At 63.7% G+C, this 16865-nt stretch carries 18 protein-coding genes and 2 pseudogenes; 13 read left to right on the top strand and 7 right to left on the bottom strand.

Features of this window, described 5'->3' with window-relative positions; all coding sequences use genetic code 11:
• Positions 1-117 precede the first annotated feature (117 nt).
• The gene (locus OCK01_RS08575) at positions 118-1701 is read right to left on the bottom strand and encodes a catalase (protein WP_263823566.1); all 1584 of its coding nucleotides are present in this window, start codon (positions 1699-1701) and stop codon (positions 118-120) included.
• Positions 1702-1941: 240 nt separating this feature from the next.
• Here OCK01_RS08575 and OCK01_RS08570 point away from each other — a divergent pair, with 240 nt between their 5' ends.
• The gene (locus OCK01_RS08570) at positions 1942-3600 is read left to right on the top strand and encodes a putative bifunctional diguanylate cyclase/phosphodiesterase (RefSeq protein WP_263823565.1); all 1659 of its coding nucleotides are present in this window, start codon (positions 1942-1944) and stop codon (positions 3598-3600) included.
• A 26-nt stretch (positions 3601-3626) separates the two neighbouring features.
• On the opposite strand, the gene OCK01_RS08565 is transcribed toward OCK01_RS08570, so the two are convergent.
• A complete protein-coding gene (locus OCK01_RS08565; protein WP_263823564.1) occupies positions 3627-4241 on the bottom strand; it encodes an FMN-dependent NADH-azoreductase in 615 nt (204 codons plus the stop codon).
• Between the two features lie 134 nt (positions 4242-4375).
• On the opposite strand from OCK01_RS08565, the gene OCK01_RS08560 reads away from it, so the two are divergent.
• A complete protein-coding gene (locus OCK01_RS08560) occupies positions 4376-5275 on the top strand; it encodes a LysR family transcriptional regulator (protein WP_263823563.1) in 900 nt (299 codons plus the stop codon).
• 22 nt (positions 5276-5297) lie between these two features.
• Here OCK01_RS08560 and OCK01_RS08555 read toward each other — a convergent pair whose 3' ends face one another.
• Positions 5298-6188, bottom strand: a complete 891-nt coding sequence (locus OCK01_RS08555; protein ID WP_263823562.1) for a LysR family transcriptional regulator — start codon at positions 6186-6188, stop codon at positions 5298-5300.
• A 104-nt stretch (positions 6189-6292) separates the two neighbouring features.
• Here OCK01_RS08555 and OCK01_RS08550 point away from each other — a divergent pair, with 104 nt between their 5' ends.
• Complete coding sequence (locus OCK01_RS08550; RefSeq protein WP_263823561.1) at positions 6293-6931, top strand: FMN-dependent NADH-azoreductase; 639 nt, start codon at positions 6293-6295, stop codon at positions 6929-6931.
• Positions 6932-7055: 124 nt separating this feature from the next.
• Positions 7056-7943: an FkbM family methyltransferase gene (locus OCK01_RS08545; protein WP_263823560.1), complete on the top strand. Its 888-nt coding sequence runs from the start codon at positions 7056-7058 to the stop codon at positions 7941-7943.
• Between the two features lie 13 nt (positions 7944-7956).
• Here the strand turns inward: OCK01_RS08545 and OCK01_RS08540 are convergent, their stop codons facing one another.
• A complete protein-coding gene (locus tag OCK01_RS08540) occupies positions 7957-8253 on the bottom strand; it encodes a DUF1883 domain-containing protein (RefSeq protein WP_263823559.1) in 297 nt (98 codons plus the stop codon).
• Between the two features lie 67 nt (positions 8254-8320).
• Here OCK01_RS08540 and OCK01_RS08535 point away from each other — a divergent pair, with 67 nt between their 5' ends.
• The 5 genes and pseudogenes from OCK01_RS08535 (at position 8321) to OCK01_RS08515 (ending at position 12506) form a co-directional block, all read left to right on the top strand.
• Positions 8321-9475 (top strand): phage portal protein, encoded by a 1155-nt coding sequence (locus OCK01_RS08535; protein WP_263823558.1) that lies wholly within the window; start codon positions 8321-8323, stop codon positions 9473-9475.
• Between the two features lie 90 nt (positions 9476-9565).
• A complete protein-coding gene (locus tag OCK01_RS08530) occupies positions 9566-9907 on the top strand; it encodes an ArsR/SmtB family transcription factor (protein ID WP_263823557.1) in 342 nt (113 codons plus the stop codon).
• A gap of 2 nt (positions 9908-9909) precedes the next feature.
• Positions 9910-10368, top strand: a pseudogene (locus OCK01_RS08525) (SRPBCC domain-containing protein); the annotation flags it as partial.
• Positions 10369-10845: 477 nt separating this feature from the next.
• Positions 10846-11718 carry a HipA domain-containing protein gene (locus tag OCK01_RS08520; RefSeq protein WP_263823556.1) on the top strand — a complete coding sequence of 291 codons (873 nt, stop codon included), beginning with the start codon at positions 10846-10848 and terminating at the stop codon, positions 11716-11718.
• Positions 11715-12506: a hypothetical protein gene (locus OCK01_RS08515; RefSeq protein WP_263823555.1), complete on the top strand. Its 792-nt coding sequence runs from the start codon at positions 11715-11717 to the stop codon at positions 12504-12506. Before OCK01_RS08520 ends, OCK01_RS08515 begins: the two co-directional genes overlap by 4 nt.
• Positions 12507-12798: 292 nt before the next feature.
• Here OCK01_RS08515 and OCK01_RS08510 read toward each other — a convergent pair whose 3' ends face one another.
• Entirely contained in the window at positions 12799-13776 is a 978-nt protein-coding gene (locus OCK01_RS08510; RefSeq protein WP_263823554.1) for an isopenicillin N synthase family dioxygenase, read from the bottom strand.
• Positions 13777-14144: 368 nt separating this feature from the next.
• Between OCK01_RS08510 and OCK01_RS08505 the strand changes: the two genes are divergently transcribed.
• Complete coding sequence (locus OCK01_RS08505) at positions 14145-14462, top strand: DUF6107 family protein (RefSeq protein ID WP_263823603.1); 318 nt, start codon at positions 14145-14147, stop codon at positions 14460-14462.
• A 23-nt stretch (positions 14463-14485) separates the two neighbouring features.
• Here the strand turns inward: OCK01_RS08505 and OCK01_RS08500 are convergent, their stop codons facing one another.
• On the bottom strand, positions 14486-14833 hold the full coding sequence (locus OCK01_RS08500; protein ID WP_263823553.1) for a hypothetical protein: 348 nt from the start codon (positions 14831-14833) through the stop codon (positions 14486-14488).
• Positions 14834-14910: 77 nt separating this feature from the next.
• A complete protein-coding gene (locus tag OCK01_RS08495; protein ID WP_263823552.1) occupies positions 14911-15120 on the bottom strand; it encodes a DUF6516 family protein in 210 nt (69 codons plus the stop codon).
• A gap of 70 nt (positions 15121-15190) precedes the next feature.
• Here OCK01_RS08495 and OCK01_RS08490 point away from each other — a divergent pair, with 70 nt between their 5' ends.
• The 3 genes and pseudogenes from OCK01_RS08490 (at position 15191) to OCK01_RS08475 (ending at position 16462) form a co-directional block, all read left to right on the top strand.
• Entirely contained in the window at positions 15191-15733 is a 543-nt protein-coding gene (locus tag OCK01_RS08490; RefSeq protein ID WP_263823551.1) for an HK97 family phage prohead protease, read from the top strand.
• A 42-nt stretch (positions 15734-15775) separates the two neighbouring features.
• Positions 15776-16134 (top strand): annotated as a pseudogene (locus tag OCK01_RS26540) (type II toxin-antitoxin system RelE/ParE family toxin).
• On the top strand, positions 16127-16462 hold the full coding sequence (locus tag OCK01_RS08475; protein WP_263823548.1) for a helix-turn-helix domain-containing protein: 336 nt from the start codon (positions 16127-16129) through the stop codon (positions 16460-16462). Before OCK01_RS26540 ends, OCK01_RS08475 begins: the two are co-directional and overlap by 8 nt.
• Positions 16463-16865: the final 403 nt, after the last annotated feature.

Below are 16865 nucleotides of genomic sequence, written 5' to 3'. Positions count from 1 at the left end.
TCGGCCGCCCGTCACCCGGACCCTCGACCCGAATGCAATTTTCTCGATCTGCGCCTCCGACGGTGGAACGTCGGAGACGGGATCGAGGAAAACATAGCGGCGGGTTCGGGCGTCGCGTTACTCGGCCGCGGCGTTTTTCTGGCCTTCGCCCCGGGCGATCGAGGCTGTCTCGGGAATGCCCTGATAGCCGGAGATCGATTTGGCGCTCGCCATGCCCGGAGCCTTCGAGGCGCCGCCGACGAGGTCGCGGGCGGCCTTCTCGATCCGGTCGCCGATGTCCTTGTCGACATTGCGCCAGTAATCGAAGGCGCGCTGCAGGATGGGTTCGCTGACGCCCTTGGCGAGATGCCCGGCGACGTTCTTCACGAAGCGTTCGCGCTGCGCATCGTCCATCACCTCGCGCACCAGCGCGCCGGGCTGGCTCCAGTCGTCATCGTCCTGGCGCAAGGTGTAGGCCGCGCGGACCATGTCGCCGTCGGCCATCCATGTCGCTTCGCCTCCGGTTTGCGGCTGCGCGCCGGGACCGCCGTAGGAATTGGGCGCATAGACCGGATCGACCGCGTTGACGGTTCGCCCGCGTCCGGCGCGCGAATAGGAATGGACCTCGGCCGCCTTGGCCTGATTGACCGGGATCTGCTTGTAATTGACCCCGAGCCGGGCGCGATGGGCGTCCGCATAGGAAAATCCGCGCGCGAGCAGCATCTTGTCGGGGCTGAGGCCGATGCCGGGCACCATATTGTTGGGCTCGAAGGCCAGTTGCTCGATCTGGGTGTCCCAGTCTTCGGGATTGGTGTCGAGGGTGAGTTTGCCGACCTCGATCAGCGGATAATCCTTGTGCGGCCAGATCTTGGTCAGGTCGAACGGATTGATGCGATAGGTCCGGGCGTCTTCGAACGGCATGACCTGGAATTTCAGCGTCCAGCTGGGGAATTCGCCCTTGTCGATGTGATCGAACAGGTCGCGACGGTGATAGTCGCCGTCCTGGCCGGCCATTTCGTCGGCGGCCTGCTGGGTCAGATGCGCGTTGCCGTCGCCCAGATCGGTGTGGAAATGCCACTTGACCCAGAACTTGTCGCCCGCGTCGTTGATCAGCATATAGGTGTGGCTGCCATAGCCGTTCATCTCGCGCCAGTTTTTCGGCACGCCGCGATCGCCCATCAGATAGGTCACCTGATGCGCGCTTTCGGGGCTGAGCGTCCAGAAGTCCCACTGCATGTCGTGATCGCGCAGGCCGTTGTCGGCCCGGCGCTTCTGGCTGCGGATGAAATGCTGGAATTTCATCGGGTCGCGGATGAAGAAGATCGGGGTGTTGTTGCCGACCATGTCGAAATTGCCGTCTTCGGTGTAGAATTTCACCGAGAAGCCGCGCGGATCGCGCCAGGTGTCTGGACTGCCGCGTTCGCCCGCCACGGTGGAGAAGCGGACCGCCGTCTCGACTTTCGCGCCGGGCTGCAGGAATTTCGCCTTGGTGAATTTGCTGATGTCCTGCGTCACTTCGAAACGGCCGAAGGCGCCGCTGCCCTTGGCGTGCGGCTGGCGCTCGGGAATGCGCTCGCGATTGAAATTGGCCATCTGCTCGATCAGATAGTGATCGTTCAGGACGATCGGGCCGTCGCGCCCTATCGTGAGCGAATGTTCGTCGCTCTGGACCGGGATGCCGGCGTCGGTCGTCGTGCGGGGGGCGGAAGTCTTGTCGGCCATGATGGCGCCTCTTCAGTGCGTGTGGATGGTCAACCTCACAAACGGCAAGATGAGCGTTAGGTTCCGCAGCGGGCGCCGCCCGACGGACGCCGGCGGCGAATTGGTTCGGCCGTCCGGCGGCTGGAGCGCAGAAAAGCTTTCCGCGCCGGTAACATCGTTTGAGATAAATCAGAAGTTTCTAACGGAGGTGTGGTAATATCGCCGCAGACGACAGAGCTCGGCGCGATGGATCGGAAAGCCATGGAAGCGGATTACATCTCGACCAATGTTCTGGATTTTGCGGAAGCAACCTATCTGTCGCTCATTTCCGTCAACAGCCGGGGCGTGATCGAATTCGTCAATCCCGCCGCCTGCAGCCTGTTCGGCTATGCGCGGGACGAGTTGGTCGGGCAGCCGATCACCATCATCGTGCCCGAGCGAATGCGCGGCGCGCATCTGGCCGGCTTCACCCGCGTCGCCAAGGGCGAGCAGCCCAATCTCGGCGGCAGAACCGTGGAAGTGTTCGCGCTCAAGAAGAACGGCGTCGAATTTCCCATCGAGATCACCCTGTCGGTCTGGGAGGGGCGGCGGGGCCATTGCGCGGGCGCGGTGATCCGCGACATTTCCGAACGCCGGGAGCGCGAGGCGCGCCTTCTGCGCCTGGCGTCGCAGGATACGTTGACCGGCCTCTACAACAAGCATCAGTTCATGGCGCTGTTGCAGGACACGCTGATGGCCGGCAGATCCGCGGCGGCCGCGCTGATCGATCTCGACGGGTTCAAGGAGGTCAACGACACGCATGGCCATGCCGTGGGCGACAGCCTGCTGCAGGCGGTCGGCGTGCGCCTGTCCTATCTGCTCAGCGCCGACGTGCCGCTGGCGCGGCTGGGCGGCGACGAATTCGCCGTGCTGTTTCCGGCATCGGAGGCGACGGAGGTCGATGGGGAGGTCCGGGCGATCCTGCACGCCTTCCGCAAGCCGTTCACGCTCGGGCCGCTGTCCCTCGACCTCTCGGCGAGCGCCGGCGTGGCGCTGGCCCCGCAGCATGGCGTGGACGCCGACGAACTGCTCGCCTCCGCCGACTTCGCGCTCTATCGCGCCAAGGCGGCAGCGGCAGGCAGTTTCCGCATCTTCGAGCCGTCCATGCGCTCCGAGGCCCAGGCGCGCCGCGCCCTGCGCGACGAGTTGCGACGGGCGTTGCGCGACAATGAATTGAAGATGTTCTATCAGCCGCAGGTCGATCTGCGGACCAGCAGGATCACCGGCTTCGAAGCGCTGATCCGCTGGGCGCATCCCGTCCGCGGGCTGATGTCGCCGGCGGCCTTCCTGCCCGCTCTCGAGCAGAGCGCGCTGGCGCTGGATATCGGCTGGTGGACGCTGGAAGAAGCCGCCTCGATGGCGGCGCGCCTCAATCGCGGCGGCGGGGACTACAAGGTCAGCGTCAACCTGTTTCCCGCGCAGTTTCGCGCGCTGAACCTGTGCGACAAGATCGAGAGCGCGCTGCGCGACCATGCGCTGCGATCCGACCTGCTGGAGCTGGAGGTGACGGAACAGATCGCGCTGGCCGACGACGATCGGACATTCGAGACCTTCGCCGCCATCCGCGACATGGGCGTGGGCGTCGCCTTCGACGATTTCGGCACCGGTTTCGCGTCGTTGAGCTCGTTGCAACGCTTTCCCCTGACCACGCTGAAGATCGACAAGGCCTTTGTCGGCGGGCTGGAGCACAAGTCGTCCAACGCCGCCATCATCCGCGCTCTGGTGGCGATGAGCTCGGATCTCGGCCTGGACACGATCGCCGAAGGCATCGAGACGGAGGCCCAGGCCGACGCGCTGCTGGAAATGGGATGCCCGTCGGGACAGGGCTACCGCTATGGCCGGCCGATGCCGGCCGAAGACGTGCTGGCCCTGGCCACCTGACGCGGGACTGCAGCGTTTCGGTCCGCTCAGGCCGCGGCTGCGGCGATCTCGGCTGAGAAACTGTCGAGGAAGGCCTCGCGCGACATTTGGCCCATATCGACCGACTTGGCGTTGCCGCCGGCCACGACCGTGACGTCCTCGATGCCGATCACTGCGAGGATCAGCCTGAGATAGGTCGTGGCGATGTCGCGGTCGCGGATCGGCGAGCCTTCGGTATAGACGCCGCCCGACGCCATCACCACGGTGCAGGCCTTGCCATGAACCAGCCCTTCGCCGGAAAAGCCGAGCGTTCGGCCCTTGCGGACGACATGATCGATATAGGCCTTGAGCACCGCCGGAATATTGTAGTTGTAGACCGGCGTGGCGATGACGATGTGATCGGCGGCGAGGATTTCGTCGACAAGCGCGTCCGACAGGCGCAGCATGTCCCGCATCGCCGCCGACTGGTGGTCGGCAGGGGTGAAATAGGCGCCGAGCCAAGGCATGGTCACGAAGGGCAGATTGCTCTCCATCAGGTCGCGTTCGATCACCCGGCCATCCGGATTGTTGGCGCGCCAGCGGTCGACGAACATCGCCGACAGCCCGCGCGATAGGGACTGGTCTCCGCGGGGACTGGCATTGACGACGAGCAAAGTGGGCATGGGAACTCCTGAAGGATCGCGTGATTGCGTCTACGGCGCCGCCTTGCCGGCGGCTCCGGCAGAGATTTACGAGATGACGCCAGTCAAAAAAACTGATCAAATAGTGATAAAGACGATCATAAATGGAGATGGGCGTGATCGAGAGCCTGACGCTGGACCAGCTGCGCATCCTGGTGACGATCAGCGACGAAGGCGGGTTCGCCGCCGCCGGGCGGGCGCTCGGCCGGGTTCAATCGGCCATCAGCCAGTCGATCAGGGCGCTCGAGGACAATCAGGGCGTCGAGCTCTTCGACCGCAGCCGGCAGCGGCCGGTGCTGACGCCGGTGGGACGCGTGCTCGTCGAGCAGGCGCGCGCGATCCTGGCGAGCGCGCAGCGTTTCGAAGCCATCGCCGCCGGAACCCGGCAGGGGCTGGAGGCGTCGCTGACGCTCGCCATCGATCCGCTCGTGCCGACCGAGCCGCTGATCGACAGCATGCGGGCGCTGCGGGACAGATTTCCCGACCTGCCGGTGTCGTTTTTCACCGAAGGGCTGGGAGGCGCCGAGCGGCGGCTGCGGTCGGGATCGGCGTCGCTGGCCTTCTGTCTGCTGCTGCCGACGGTCCCGGACGACCTGATGGCCTATCCGCTGATGGATCGCAGGCTCATCCCCGTGGCGGCGGCGGAGCATCCGCTGGCCCGTCTGGCGCGCCCGCTGAACCGCGAGGATCTCGACGCCCATATCCAGCTCGTCCTGTCCGACGCTCTCGGCGCCGAAGGGCCGAATTACGGGGTGATCAGCAGCCGGGTCTGGAGATTCGTCGACATTGCCCGCCGCCTGGATTTTCTGCTCGCAGGATTCGGCTGGTGCAGGATGCCGCCCTATCTCGTCGACCAGCACCTTGCGGCGGGTCGCCTGAAGGCGCTCGATCTCTCCGGCGATGCGCCATCCCGCGCCGAAACACTGCCGATCTATGCGGCGCATATGCGCAATCGTCCGCTGGGGCGGGCGGGAAGCTGGCTGCTGGACGACCTGCGCCAGCGCCTGACGCCATGAAAAAGGGGCGCAGCCCGGGATGTCAGCGACCGGGGCAGCGGCTGAGCCGTTCGGCCAGCGAATCCGTCAGCAGCTTCACGCGCGCGGTCGCTTCGCCGCCCGGCGGCCTGACGACGTAAATGCCGAATTCCGGCGTCGGGTAGTCGGTGAACAACTGTTCGAGCCTGCCGTCGGCGATCTGGTCCTCGACCAGGAAGGACGGCGAATTGCAGACGCCGAGCCCGGCCACGGCCCAATCGACGATGGTCTCGCCATTGTCGGACCGGAAGCGGCCGGCGACCTGGATCTGCGTCCAGCGCCCGCCGATCCGGAAGCTCCAGCCGCCGACCGGAGACATGGCGTAGAGCAGGCAGGAATGACGGGCCAGATCGGTCGGCGTTTCCGGCCGGCCCATCTTCTCCAAATAATCCGGGCTGGCGGCGACGACCGAGCGTATCGGCGCGATGCGCCGGGCCATCAGGCTGGAATCCGGCAGCGCCCCGATCCGGATCGCGACATCGAAGCGCTCGGCGATCATATCCACCACCCTGTCGGTGAAGGAGACGTCGATTTCGAGCCTGGGGTGCGTCTGTCCCATCTGCACCAGCGTCGGCGCCAGCAGGCGGGCGAAGGCGGTGGGCGCCGCCAGCCGCAATTTGCCGGCGACCTGGCCCCGATGCGCGGCGGCGGCGTCGCGGGCCTCGTCGAAGGCGCCGATGATCAGCTCGCTGCGCTGCCGGAACTCGGCGCCCGCATCGGTGAGGGTGACGCCGCGCGTGCTGCGCGACAGAAGTTGAACGCCGAGGTCGCGCTCCATCTTGGCGATGCGCCTGCTGACCACCGACTTGGCGACGCCGAGCCTGGCCGCCGCCCGCGTGAAGCCGCCGCCGCCCGCGACTTCGACAAAAGCCCGCATATCCTCGATTTCGATCATCGCGTTCCTCTGGAAGCAACAGTGTTGTGCCCAGACGGCGGCTACTGGCGCCGCCAAAGCATCACTATTCCTTAGCCCGGCATTCAACGCACAGGAATACGGCAATGACGAATATTCTCGTTCTCAAGAACAGCATCCTCGGCTCGGCGTCCGCGTCGAACGAACTGGTCGATTTCGCCCTCGACGCCCTTGGACGCGCCGGCGACGCGCCGCGCATCGTGACGCGCGATCTCGCCCGCGACCCGGTGGCGCATCTCGACGGCGACGGCGCCGCCGCCCTGCGCGGACAGCCGCCGGTGACGGCTGGACAAGCCGCGGCGCTGGCGCTGTCGGACCAGCTCGTGGCCGAACTGGTCGCCGCCGATACGATCGTGATCGGCGCGCCGATGTATAATTTCGGCATGCCCTCGACGCTCAAGGCGTGGTTCGACCATGTGCTGCGGGCGGGGGTGACCTTCAGCTATGGGGAAGCGGGGCCCAGGGGCCTGATGACGGGCAAGCGCGCCGTCGTGATCCTGGCGCAGGGCGGCGTTTACCGGGACGGCCCGGCCGCGTCGATGGATTCGCAGGAGCCGCATCTGCGCAACCTGCTGGCCTTCATCGGCATCACCGATATCGTCGTGATCCATGCCGACGGGCTGGCGATGGGGCCGGATGCGCGCCAGGGCGGCATGGACAACGCCCGCAAGGCCATCGCGCAGCGTCTCGACCGGGCCGGGACCGGACGCATGATGGCCGGCTGACGACGCGCGCGGGGAGCCGGGCCGGCTCGGCTCCCGATCTTCCCGATCCGACGGGGCGGCCCGCGACGGCTCCGGGCAGGCTCCGCGTGGTTTTCTCCGGCAAAGGATTCGCCGGGGTGAGCGCATGGAGACCGACTACAAGTTTCGCATCAGGGGCATGGAGCGTCCGCCGACCGAGATGCATTTCCGGCACGACGATCAGAACGTCAACGAGAACCACATCCTGCAGTTTCTGCGCGCCGGCGGGGCCTATGAGCCCGACGTGACCAATCTGTTTCGCCTGGCGCTGAGGCCGGGGGACGTGCTGGTCGATATCGGCGCCAATGTCGGATATTTCTCGGTGCTCGGCGGCCTGCTCGTCGGCCCCGGAGGAAGAGTGATCTCGGCCGAGCCCGACCCCAAGAATATCGACCGCATAAGGCTGCAATGCCGGCTGAACGGGCTGGAGGTCATCGACATCGTCGACCGGCCGCTGGCGGAGGCGGAGCGCGACGCGGAATTCTTCTTCAACGCCAAGAGCTCGGGCGGCAACGCGCTGTGGGATCCCGTCAAGTTCAACGGCGACGCCGGCATGAGCGGCGGGGCGAGAACGATGCGGACCACGACGCTGGACGCGGTGCTGGCCGAGCGCGGGCTCGACGGCGCGCGGCTGGTCAAGATCGACACAGAAGGCGCCGAGCAGCTGATCCTCAGGGGCGCGAGCGACCTGCTCGACCGCAAGGCGATCCGCTTCGTCGTCGCCGAGATGCACCAGAAGGGCCTCGCGCAACTGGGCGGCGGGCTCGACGAGATGCTCGGCTATATGGCGGGCAAAGGCTATCTCTGCTTCCTGCTCTATTACGACGGACGGCCGCCGCAATTTCTCGCGCCGGGCATGGCCTATACCGCCGAGGTGATGTGCAACGCGCTGTTTTCGACGCCGGACGGCTATGCCGAGCTCTGGCCGGCCGTGACCCACAACCCCGGAATGGAGCGCGATCCCGTGACCGGAAAACTGCGGCTGCACACCTGAAGAGCGCCGAGCCTCACGCCTGGGCGGCGGCGCGCTGCGGCTGCGGCTGGCGGATATAACTGATCTGGTGGCTGATTTCGGCCTGTTTGCCGCCGAGATCGATCACCACGTTCCAATGACCCGAGGCGGGCGCCGGCAGCTTGACCGGGAACAGCTTGGCGTGGCCGCCGAAGAAAGTGAATTTGGCCCGTTTCTTGTAGGCCTCGAAATTCTGATCGTCCATCAGGAAGACGTTGCATTGATGCGAACACTGGACGACGACGATGTCGCCCTTGTTGAGCCCCTGACGCGCGTGGATGAAATTAGCCATGGCCGGTGGACCTCCTTTCCCTGTGCCGAAGCTGCCACGACGCGTTGAACATAAGGTAAATCCGACGATGAAAAATACATCTTTCTTGCCCTGGCGGCGACGCCGGGAGGACACCGCGCCGGCCGAGCGCAAGGGGCTCGAAAGCCTGATCGCCTTCGCCGGCGAAGGGCGTCTGGTCTGGCGGGAGAAATCCTACGCGGCGCTCGCCCGCGAGGGTTTCATGAAGAACCCGATCGCCCATCGCGGCGTGCGGCTGATCGCCGAGGCCGCGGCCTCGCTCGACTGGCTCTGCCATGTCGGGGGACGGGAGGCGGCCGAGCATCCGGCGCTCGCGCTGATCGCGGCGCCCAATCCGCGCCAGTCGGGGGCGGAGTTTTTCGAGGCGCTGTTTGGCCATCTGCTGATCTCCGGCAACGGCTATGCGCTGCCGGTCAAAGCCGGGACGCGGCTGGCCGAACTGCATCTGCTCAGGCCCGATCGCATCAGGGTGAACGAGGGCGCCGACGGCTGGGCGGAGGCCTATGACTACACCGCCGGCGGCCGCGCCCGGCGCTATCCCGCCATGGGCGAGGGGCGGCTGCTGCATCTCAAACTCTTTCATCCGCTCGACGATCACCTCGGCTTTGCGCCGCTCTCGGCGGCGCTGACGGCGCTCGACCTCTCCAATCGCGCCGGCGAATGGAATGCGGCGCTGATCGAGAATTCCGCCCGGCCCTCGGGCGCGCTGGTCTATCAGCCGCGCGAGGGCGGCAATTTGAGCCCCGACCAATATGAGCGTCTGAAGGCGGAGCTGGCCGAGGGCTATTCCGGCCCGGCGCGGGCGGGGCGGCCGATGCTGCTCGAAGGAGGGCTCGACTGGAAGGCCATGGCGCTGACGCCGCGGGAAATGGATTTCTTCGAGGCCAAGAACGGCGCCGCCCGCGACATCGCGCTGGCGCTCGGCGTGCCGCCGCTGCTGCTCGGCCTGCCCGGCGACAACACCTACGCCAACTACGCCGAAGCCAACCGCGCCTTCTGGCGGCTGACCGTGCTGCCGCTCGCCGCCCGCACGGCCTCGGCCTTTTCCGGCTTTCTCTCGGAGATCTATGGCGAGGAGATCACGCTGAGCCACGATCTCGACCAGGCCTCGGGGCTCTCGGCAGAGCGGGATGCGCTGTGGGCGAGGCTGGGGGCGGCGGGGTTCTTGACGGATGCGGAGAAGCGGGAGGCGGTGGGGTATTGAGGGGGGGGTGTACGCGACGGTCCACCCTAACACTTAGCCGAGTGGCGAAGTTTTCCTTGCGTGCGTCGCCGCTTCTGATAACTTAGCCATATGGCTAAGCATGATCCCGCTCTCTCGCTCTTATTCCACGCGCTGGCGGACCCGACGCGGCGATCGATGTTGACGGCGCTCGCCGAGGGGCCGGTCAGCGTGACCGATCTCGCGGAGCCGACGGGGCTGCGGCTGCCGACCGTGATGCGGCATCTGTCGGTGCTGAAGGAGGCCGGGCTGATCACCACGGCGAAGGATGGACGGGTTCGCACCTGCGCCATCGTCCCCGAGGCTTTTGAGCCCGCCCGAACTTGGCTCGAGCAGCAAGAAGCGCTTTGGGGCGCGCGGCTGGATCGGCTGGACGCGTTTGTGATGCAGACAATGAAAGGGCGTGAGACATGACGGACAATATCGACAGCGCCGCGGACCGGACGATGGTGCTGCAGCGGATCATCAAGGCGCCGCGATCGATTGTCTGGAGCGTGTGGATGAACCCGGACACACTGCCGCTCTGGTGGGGGCCGGAAGGCTTTTCCTGCCGAACGAGCAGGATCGACCTACGCAGCGGCGGTGAATGGGTCTTCGACATGATCGCGCCGGATGGAACGGTTTTCCCCAACCACCACCTTTACCACGAGGTGCAGCCTGAAGAGCGGTTTACCTATGCGCTGCTTTGGGGCGAGAACGGGCCCAAGCATGCCGACGGCGTCGTCACGATGGAGGAACAGGATGGCGCAACCAGGGTGACGCTGACGATGATCTTCAGCACGGCTGCGGAATATCAGACGGCCAAGGGTTTTGGCGCGGAAGAACTTGGGCAGCAAACGCTGGCCAAACTGGAACGGTTTGCGGTGTTGCGGTGAGCGGTTTCGACCTCGATCAATATGATTGGGTGAAGGGAGGGCTCGCCGAGGGCAGCTGATTGTGCTGCGACTCGCCACCCGCACGGCCTCGGCCTTTCGTGGTTTTCTCGGGGATTTATGGGGAGGCGATCAGGCTGAGCCACGATCTCGATCATGACTCGGGGCTGGCGGACGGGCGTAATACGATCTGGGCGATGGGCGGCGCGGCGAGGGTCTTGGCGGATGCGGAGAAGAGGGAGGCGGTGGGGTGTTGGTCAGCGGGTATCGACGTGGCGGAGGTTGACGCATTGTAGACGTGTAAGGATATTTTCTAGTCATCCGCTTCGTGCCTCTGTTACGGTGGTTCGCGCAGCGGGGTCGAAGGTCAGCATCAATCATGTGCTTCAATTTAAAAGTTGAATTTCTTTTCGATGTCAAATTCAACGATTTGAGGTATGGGATCTGTCGAAGTGCTCGTACTAAGCGGCAGGACTGCGAATGACTCTGTTTCCAGTATTTGACGTGCAAAATGAAATCGATGTCATTGAATACCTCGGCACCAAAGAGAAGTTCTGGTTGAATTTTGATGGCGGGCTTCAACTTCTGAAATTTGGTCGCGAAGGGACGGGTGAGAACTGGGCTGAAAAGGTTGCCTGTGAGATCTGTGCCCTTTTGAATCTGCCTCACGCTCACTACGAGTTCGCAAGATATCAGGGCAAATTGGGCGTTCTGTCACCTAAAATGAACCCTGATGGTAGCCGTCTGATCCTGGGAAACGAACTTATCAATTCCGTCGAGAAAAAATTTGATGGGACTAGCTTCTACAAATACCGGGGTCACACCGTTAGTCGGGTGACTGCTGTTTTACAGAAGTTTACCGATGATCCAGACGAGGCACTACGTTGTTTTGTGGGATATCTCATGCTCGATGCATGGATCGGTAACGGAGATAGGCACAGCGAAAATTGGGGGCTTGTGCTGGATCCGCAGAAGCGCACTATCACACTGGCACCAACTTTCGATCACGCGTCGAGCTTGGGTAGGGAACTGAGTGACGCAGTGAGAGCAGAGCGTATGGTTACGAAAGACAAGCGCTTCGATGTGCGTGCATACGCCGAAAAAACACGGTCGGGACTCTACATTGACCAGACGGATAAACGACCACTGTCACCTATTGATGCTTTCCGTCTTGCGGGTTTGGCAGGGAAAAGGCACGAAGAGTTCTGGCTGTCGCGCCTCTCGAAAGTGGATCTAAGTGACCTATCTAATATCTTTGATCGGATACCGGCAGAACTCATTAGCAGTGAGGCGGTGTCTTTCGCCTTGAATATGCTCGAAATCAACAGGCAAAAGCTCTTGGGGCAAACATGATGCGATCATTCTTCCTGAATTGGCAAGATCCCGACACCCGAAGGTGGCTCCCTGTTGCAAAACTCGTTAACCAGAGCGGGTACTATGTCTTTGGGTACACGCGTGGCGCTCAAGTTTCAAAGAACTTTCTTCCGTTCGGCAGGATGAACGATTTCTCGTCGTTGTATATCTCTGACGAACTGTTCCCTATCTTTGCCAACCGGGTCATGAACGAAAAAAGGCCAGAATACGCCAGATACGCACGCTGGTCCGGCCTAGACAGGGAAAGCGACCCATTAGGATTGATGGCGCGAATTGGCGGCGTGCGTGCGACTGATGCATTGCAGGTGTCGCCGGTTCCTGAGAGAAGTCGTGACGGTCGGTATAGATCTGTTTTTTTTGCACATGGGATTAGTCATCTAACGATGGAGTCTGCGAATCGCGTAGCAGCGCTAGAACCTGGAGAAGTCTTGTTTCCGATGCTGGATATTCAAAATCCGTACGATGACAATGCTGTCTGTCTCAGAACGCGAGATCCTGCTGTCATTATTGGCTATTGCCCTCGATTTGTTGCTCCAGAACTCCGATTTCTCTGTGAAAGTAACGAGACGGCTACGCGTCTGAAAGTACTTCAGGTCAACCAGGATGCGCCCTCCCAGTTCAAGCTTCTGTGCGAAGCAGTATCGACATGGCCTGAGCACTTTGTACCCTGCAGTACAGACGAGCATCAGCTTATCAGCAATCTTTCGGTTGAAGATGCGCTGAAGACGGTGAGTAGTGCAAAGCCATTTCAACGCGTAGTAGGCTAACGAGCGGGCCGAGTACTGCGGCGACTCAAAACTAGGGAAGCAAGGTTTGCTTTTAGTCAATCGGGCGCACAAGAAGGTTTGCCCGAACACCTACTCCATACGTGACTCACATCGAGCCTAGGGCCGCCGAGGGCAAGAATCAATCATCGCATCGATATTGTCGAAGACAATGCAGTCGCCCTATGGCACCTGAGGCCCGCAATAGGCGACTTCCGAGCTCATAATCCAGAAGCGATATGTTCCCTTCTGTCTAGATCGTGCCCAATAGCGGACGGTTTGCGCGCGCCAAAAATCACACCACCGTCTTCCTGAACTTCCCCATCAAATACGGCCCCGACAGCACCGGCTCATAGGTCGGCGTCTCGCCTTCGGCCTGGCAGGAGGGCAGGGTTTCGATGGCGGCGAACCAGTCGGGCTGGTGGAAGAAGGCGAGCGATTGGCGGCGGTCGAGGCCGCCTTGGTCGGGGGGGACGTTGACGACGCGGTGCAGCGTGGAGACCCAGCGGTCATTGGTCCAGCGGGCCATGAGATCGCCGATATTGATGACGAAGGCGCCGTCGACGGGGGGCACTTCGCGCCATGCGCCTTCGGGGGTGAGGATTTCCAGCCCGCGCGAGCCGGGCTGCGGCAGAAGGATGGTCAGGCTGCCGTAATCGGTATGGGCGCCGGCGCGCAACTGGCCCTCGGGCGGCGGGGCGGTGAGTTCGGGGTAATTGAGCGCCCGAAGCGCCGAGATGGGATTGGCGATAAAGGGCTCGAAATAGGCTTCATCGAGATCGAGCGCCACGGCGAAGACGCGCATGATGCGGGCGGCGAGATCGGTGACGGCTTTGTAATAAGCCTCCCAATCGCCCCTGAAGCCCTGGGGATCGCGCGGCCAGATGGTCGGCGCATAGCAGAAATTCAGCGCCTCCTCATCGGTCAGCCCTTCGGGCGCCGAGAGCGGGCCGCCATTGAAACTTTCCTTGAGATCGGGCGGGCTTTCCACGCCCTTGGACCTGGCGAGCGCCTCGGCGCCCGGGCCGAGATAGCCGTAGGGATAGCCCGGATAGGGCGCGCGCGCCTGATCCTTGAGCTCATAGGGCAGATCGAAAAAGGCGCGGGCGGCGCTCCATACATTCGTAATGGTTTCGTCCGAAATCCCGTGGTTGACGACCGCGAGGAAGCCGGACGCGCGGCAGATGCGGTCTACCTCCCGCCCCATCTGCCGCTTCTTATCCTCGTCGGCTCCCTCGAAGGCGGCGAGATCGATCACGGGGAAATCGGACATGGGCGGCTCCTTGATGCTTCAAGCCTAAAGCTAAGCGTTTTGAGGGGCTTGTCCAGAGCGATTGACTCAAAATGATAGAGCCCTCAGCGGGGCCAAAACCGGCGGCGAGAAAGGCGCGGCGGACGAAGACGACAATGAAATCATGAAGTTCCAGAGGATGCCGGGCATGCTCCGGCAGGCGGTTCATGAGGCGCGTGAAGGCTCGGCTCTGCCGGGCGCGCGCGATGTGAAACCGCCGTCTCAACGCGTTCGGCCAAGCGATTCAGGAGACTCGCTTTTTCGATGTCGCGGGGTCGCCTCGGGAACGGGAGGAGACGCCGATGACCTGCCTGAACAACTGGATGGACCCTACCGTGAAACTGTTAACGATGGCTGACCTGACCCAGGACCCCGGCTTCTGGATGGAGCGCGCCGCCGGCGCCTCGGCGGGAGCGGCGCTGTCGCTCGTCTATATGCTGCCGCGCGGAACCCGCGAGGCGGCCGCCCGCTTCGCCACCGGCCTGATCGCCGGCGTCGTCTTCGGCGGCCCGGCCGGGGTGTGGCTGGCCCAGCGCATGGGGGTGGCTGCGGCGCTCTCGCCCTCGGAGGTGATGCTGACGGGGGCGGCCAGCGTGAGCGTGACCGCCTGGTGGGGGCTGGGGCTGATCGAGCGGCTGGCGAGACGGTGGGGGCGGGAGAAGGGGTGAATCTTCCTGACCGAGCCGGATCGCTAAAGCGCAATCGACGCACGGATCTCGCCATAGGTGGCGCTGAGGCCGAAATCGTCTCGGTCGATCAGTCCCGCAGCCATGAGCGCCGCGACATCGTCATTGACGCCATTATCGTCGCGTTCCAGGCCGCGCGCCAAATCCGCGACGTTTGATCGGGGATGCGCATGAAGATGGCGCAAGAGCGCCAGACGGCTTGGCGTCATGACCGAGGCCAGCGTGGTCCAGTCCGGAAACACGATGTGGAATTCACTGACGGTTTCGCCGGCGTCCGACCGCGCCAGCGCATCGAGAATGCGACGGCGGGATGCCGAGAAGGGCTCGGCGACATGGACATCGACCTTGGTCAAATGGGCTCTCCCCTCAGGTTCGAAACCGCCTCGGCGAAATCGTCGAGCAGCTTTTCGATGCTGGTGAACTCGTAGCGCTATTCCACGCCCAAATAATGACGGTGATCTCCCTTGCCGCGTTCGTTGTCGTAGCCGATCAGCCGTTCTCCGGGACGACCATAGAAGAAGCGGTACTTGAAACCATGCAATGCAGGCGGAACGGGTTTCGGCACGCGCCAGATCACCATGTCCATGATGAAGCCGTCGGCGAACAGTCTCCGTTCTCGGATGATCAAAGCCGCCTTCATTCCAATATTCCACCATAGGCTTCGGGGGCTGTCAATTCGGCGCTCCCCTCCCACAATCCAGGAGTTTGTCATGATCAGCACCGAGATCGGCGGACGCGCCGGGCGACGCTTCGCTTTGCCTGAACTGAAGATGCTCGACGCAGGCGGCGCGTTTTCCGGTTACGCCAGCCTGTTCGGCGAGACCGATCTCGGACGCGACAGCGTCGAGCGCGGGGCCTTTCTGAAATCGCTGGCGCGGCGCGGGGCCGAGGGCGTGCGGATGCTTTATCAGCATGATCCGGCCGAGCCGATCGGCGTGTGGCGGACGATCAGGGAGGATGCGCGCGGGCTTTATGTCGAGGGGCTGTTGTCGGACGGTGTGGCGCGGGCGCGGGAGGTGCGCGAATTGATGCGCGGCAAGGCGCTCGACGGGCTGTCAATCGGTTTCGAGACGGTGCGGGCCAAAGCGGATGCTAAAAGCGGCGTGCGGCGGATCCTCGAGGCGGATCTCTGGGAGATTTCGATCGTCACCTTTCCCATGCTGCTGGGCGCGCGGGTGAATGCTGTGAAGGCGTTGGGGCTTGCCGGACGCATCCGCGCGGCGACGCGGCGGCTTGAAACACTCGCACAATGAACTATCGTTCTGGGAGCGGCGGAGGTCGGCAGGCGCGTCTTCATGACCCGGTGGATGGCGAAATTCGTTCGGCGCGCCGGGATCGCGGAGGCGGCGCTGATCGAGGCGATCACCCGCGCTGAACGCTGGCTTGTTGACGCCGATCTCGGCGGCGGCGTGATTAAGCAGCGGGTCGGGCGCGTCGGTCAGGGCGCTCCGGCGGATACCGGACGCTGATCGCCATCCGGCGCGGCGACCGGGCGGTGTTCGTGTATGGGTTTGAGAAGAGCGATCGGGGCAATATCGGGGTGGATGAACTGGAAACCATCCGCGACCTGGCCCGCGACGTGCTGGCGCTGGACGCCGCAGGTTTGAAACGCGCGTTGGCGGAAGGACGGCTCAAGGAGATCGATCATGTGTAACGACGAAAGACAGCGGCTGCGAGAGGCCCTCTTGGAGACCGCTCAGGATTTTCATCGCGGCGGGATCATCGACGATGAGACGTTGGCGCAGATCACGCTGCGCCATCTGCCGGAGGAGGAGCGGGAGATCCGCATCGACATTCCCTCCGGACCCGACATCCGGGCGATGCGCGAGAAGGCGCGGCTCAGCCAGGCGGTGTTCGCGCGCCGGCTCAATGTCAGCACCGGCTATGTGTCGCAGCTCGAACGCGGCGTGAAAACGCCGTCGGGACCGGCGCTGGTGCTGCTCGATCTCATCAGGCGCAAGGGGATCGAGGCGCTGAGCTAGGTTGTTGAGATCGCGTAGAAGCGTTGTGCGCGGCCCCTCATCCGGCTGCTGCCACCTTCTCCCCGCGTCTGCGGGGAGAAGGGCGATGGAGCGCCGTCCTTGCCACATCCGCCTTCGCCCCGCAGGCGCGGGAAGAAGTCCCGGCAGGGGGATGAGGGGCGGGGCACGCCGTTGCCCGTGGAAAGGCCATATTTGCCGCTGCCGTCATGCTCGGGCTTGTCCCGAGCATCTGCAACGTCTTGATTTTGTTCGATGGCTTAGATCCTCGGCACAAGGCCGAGGATGACGGCGGAGAGGGGGCGGATCCCTCCGCTCGTCGCGGGGCGAACATCCCGGCATGGGGTAGAGGGCGTTGCCCATGGACCGATCATAAGTGCCGCCGCCGTCATGCTCGGGCTTGTCC

Source organism: Rhizobium sp. TRM95796, from assembly GCF_025779995.1.
GTDB lineage: Bacteria > Pseudomonadota > Alphaproteobacteria > Rhizobiales > Rhizobiaceae > Rhizobium_E.
Note: the sequence above shows the minus strand (reverse complement) of the source record. Positions and strands in the feature narration are given on the sequence as shown.

Coding starts and splice junctions, on each gene's coding strand:
- OCK01_RS08575 (WP_263823566.1), bottom strand. CDS start 1,701: ATGGCCGACAAGACTTCCGCCCCCCGCACGACGACCGACGCCGGCATC.
- OCK01_RS08565 (WP_263823564.1), bottom strand. CDS start 4,241: ATGCCCACTTTGCTCGTCGTCAATGCCAGTCCCCGCGGAGACCAGTCC.
- OCK01_RS08495 (WP_263823552.1), bottom strand. CDS start 15,120: ATGAAGGCGGCTTTGATCATCCGAGAACGGAGACTGTTCGCCGACGGC.
- OCK01_RS08545 (WP_263823560.1), top strand. CDS start 7,056: ATGGAGACCGACTACAAGTTTCGCATCAGGGGCATGGAGCGTCCGCCG.
- OCK01_RS08570 (WP_263823565.1), top strand. CDS start 1,942: ATGGAAGCGGATTACATCTCGACCAATGTTCTGGATTTTGCGGAAGCA.
- OCK01_RS08475 (WP_263823548.1), top strand. CDS start 16,127: ATGTGTAACGACGAAAGACAGCGGCTGCGAGAGGCCCTCTTGGAGACC.
- OCK01_RS08550 (WP_263823561.1), top strand. CDS start 6,293: ATGACGAATATTCTCGTTCTCAAGAACAGCATCCTCGGCTCGGCGTCC.
- OCK01_RS08510 (WP_263823554.1), bottom strand. CDS start 13,776: ATGTCCGATTTCCCCGTGATCGATCTCGCCGCCTTCGAGGGAGCCGAC.
- OCK01_RS08535 (WP_263823558.1), top strand. CDS start 8,321: ATGAAAAATACATCTTTCTTGCCCTGGCGGCGACGCCGGGAGGACACC.
- OCK01_RS08515 (WP_263823555.1), top strand. CDS start 11,715: ATGATGCGATCATTCTTCCTGAATTGGCAAGATCCCGACACCCGAAGG.
- OCK01_RS08505 (WP_263823603.1), top strand. CDS start 14,145: ATGGCTGACCTGACCCAGGACCCCGGCTTCTGGATGGAGCGCGCCGCC.
- OCK01_RS08540 (WP_263823559.1), bottom strand. CDS start 8,253: ATGGCTAATTTCATCCACGCGCGTCAGGGGCTCAACAAGGGCGACATC.
- OCK01_RS08555 (WP_263823562.1), bottom strand. CDS start 6,188: ATGATCGAAATCGAGGATATGCGGGCTTTTGTCGAAGTCGCGGGCGGC.
- OCK01_RS08530 (WP_263823557.1), top strand. CDS start 9,566: ATGGCTAAGCATGATCCCGCTCTCTCGCTCTTATTCCACGCGCTGGCG.
- OCK01_RS08520 (WP_263823556.1), top strand. CDS start 10,846: ATGACTCTGTTTCCAGTATTTGACGTGCAAAATGAAATCGATGTCATT.
- OCK01_RS08490 (WP_263823551.1), top strand. CDS start 15,191: ATGATCAGCACCGAGATCGGCGGACGCGCCGGGCGACGCTTCGCTTTG.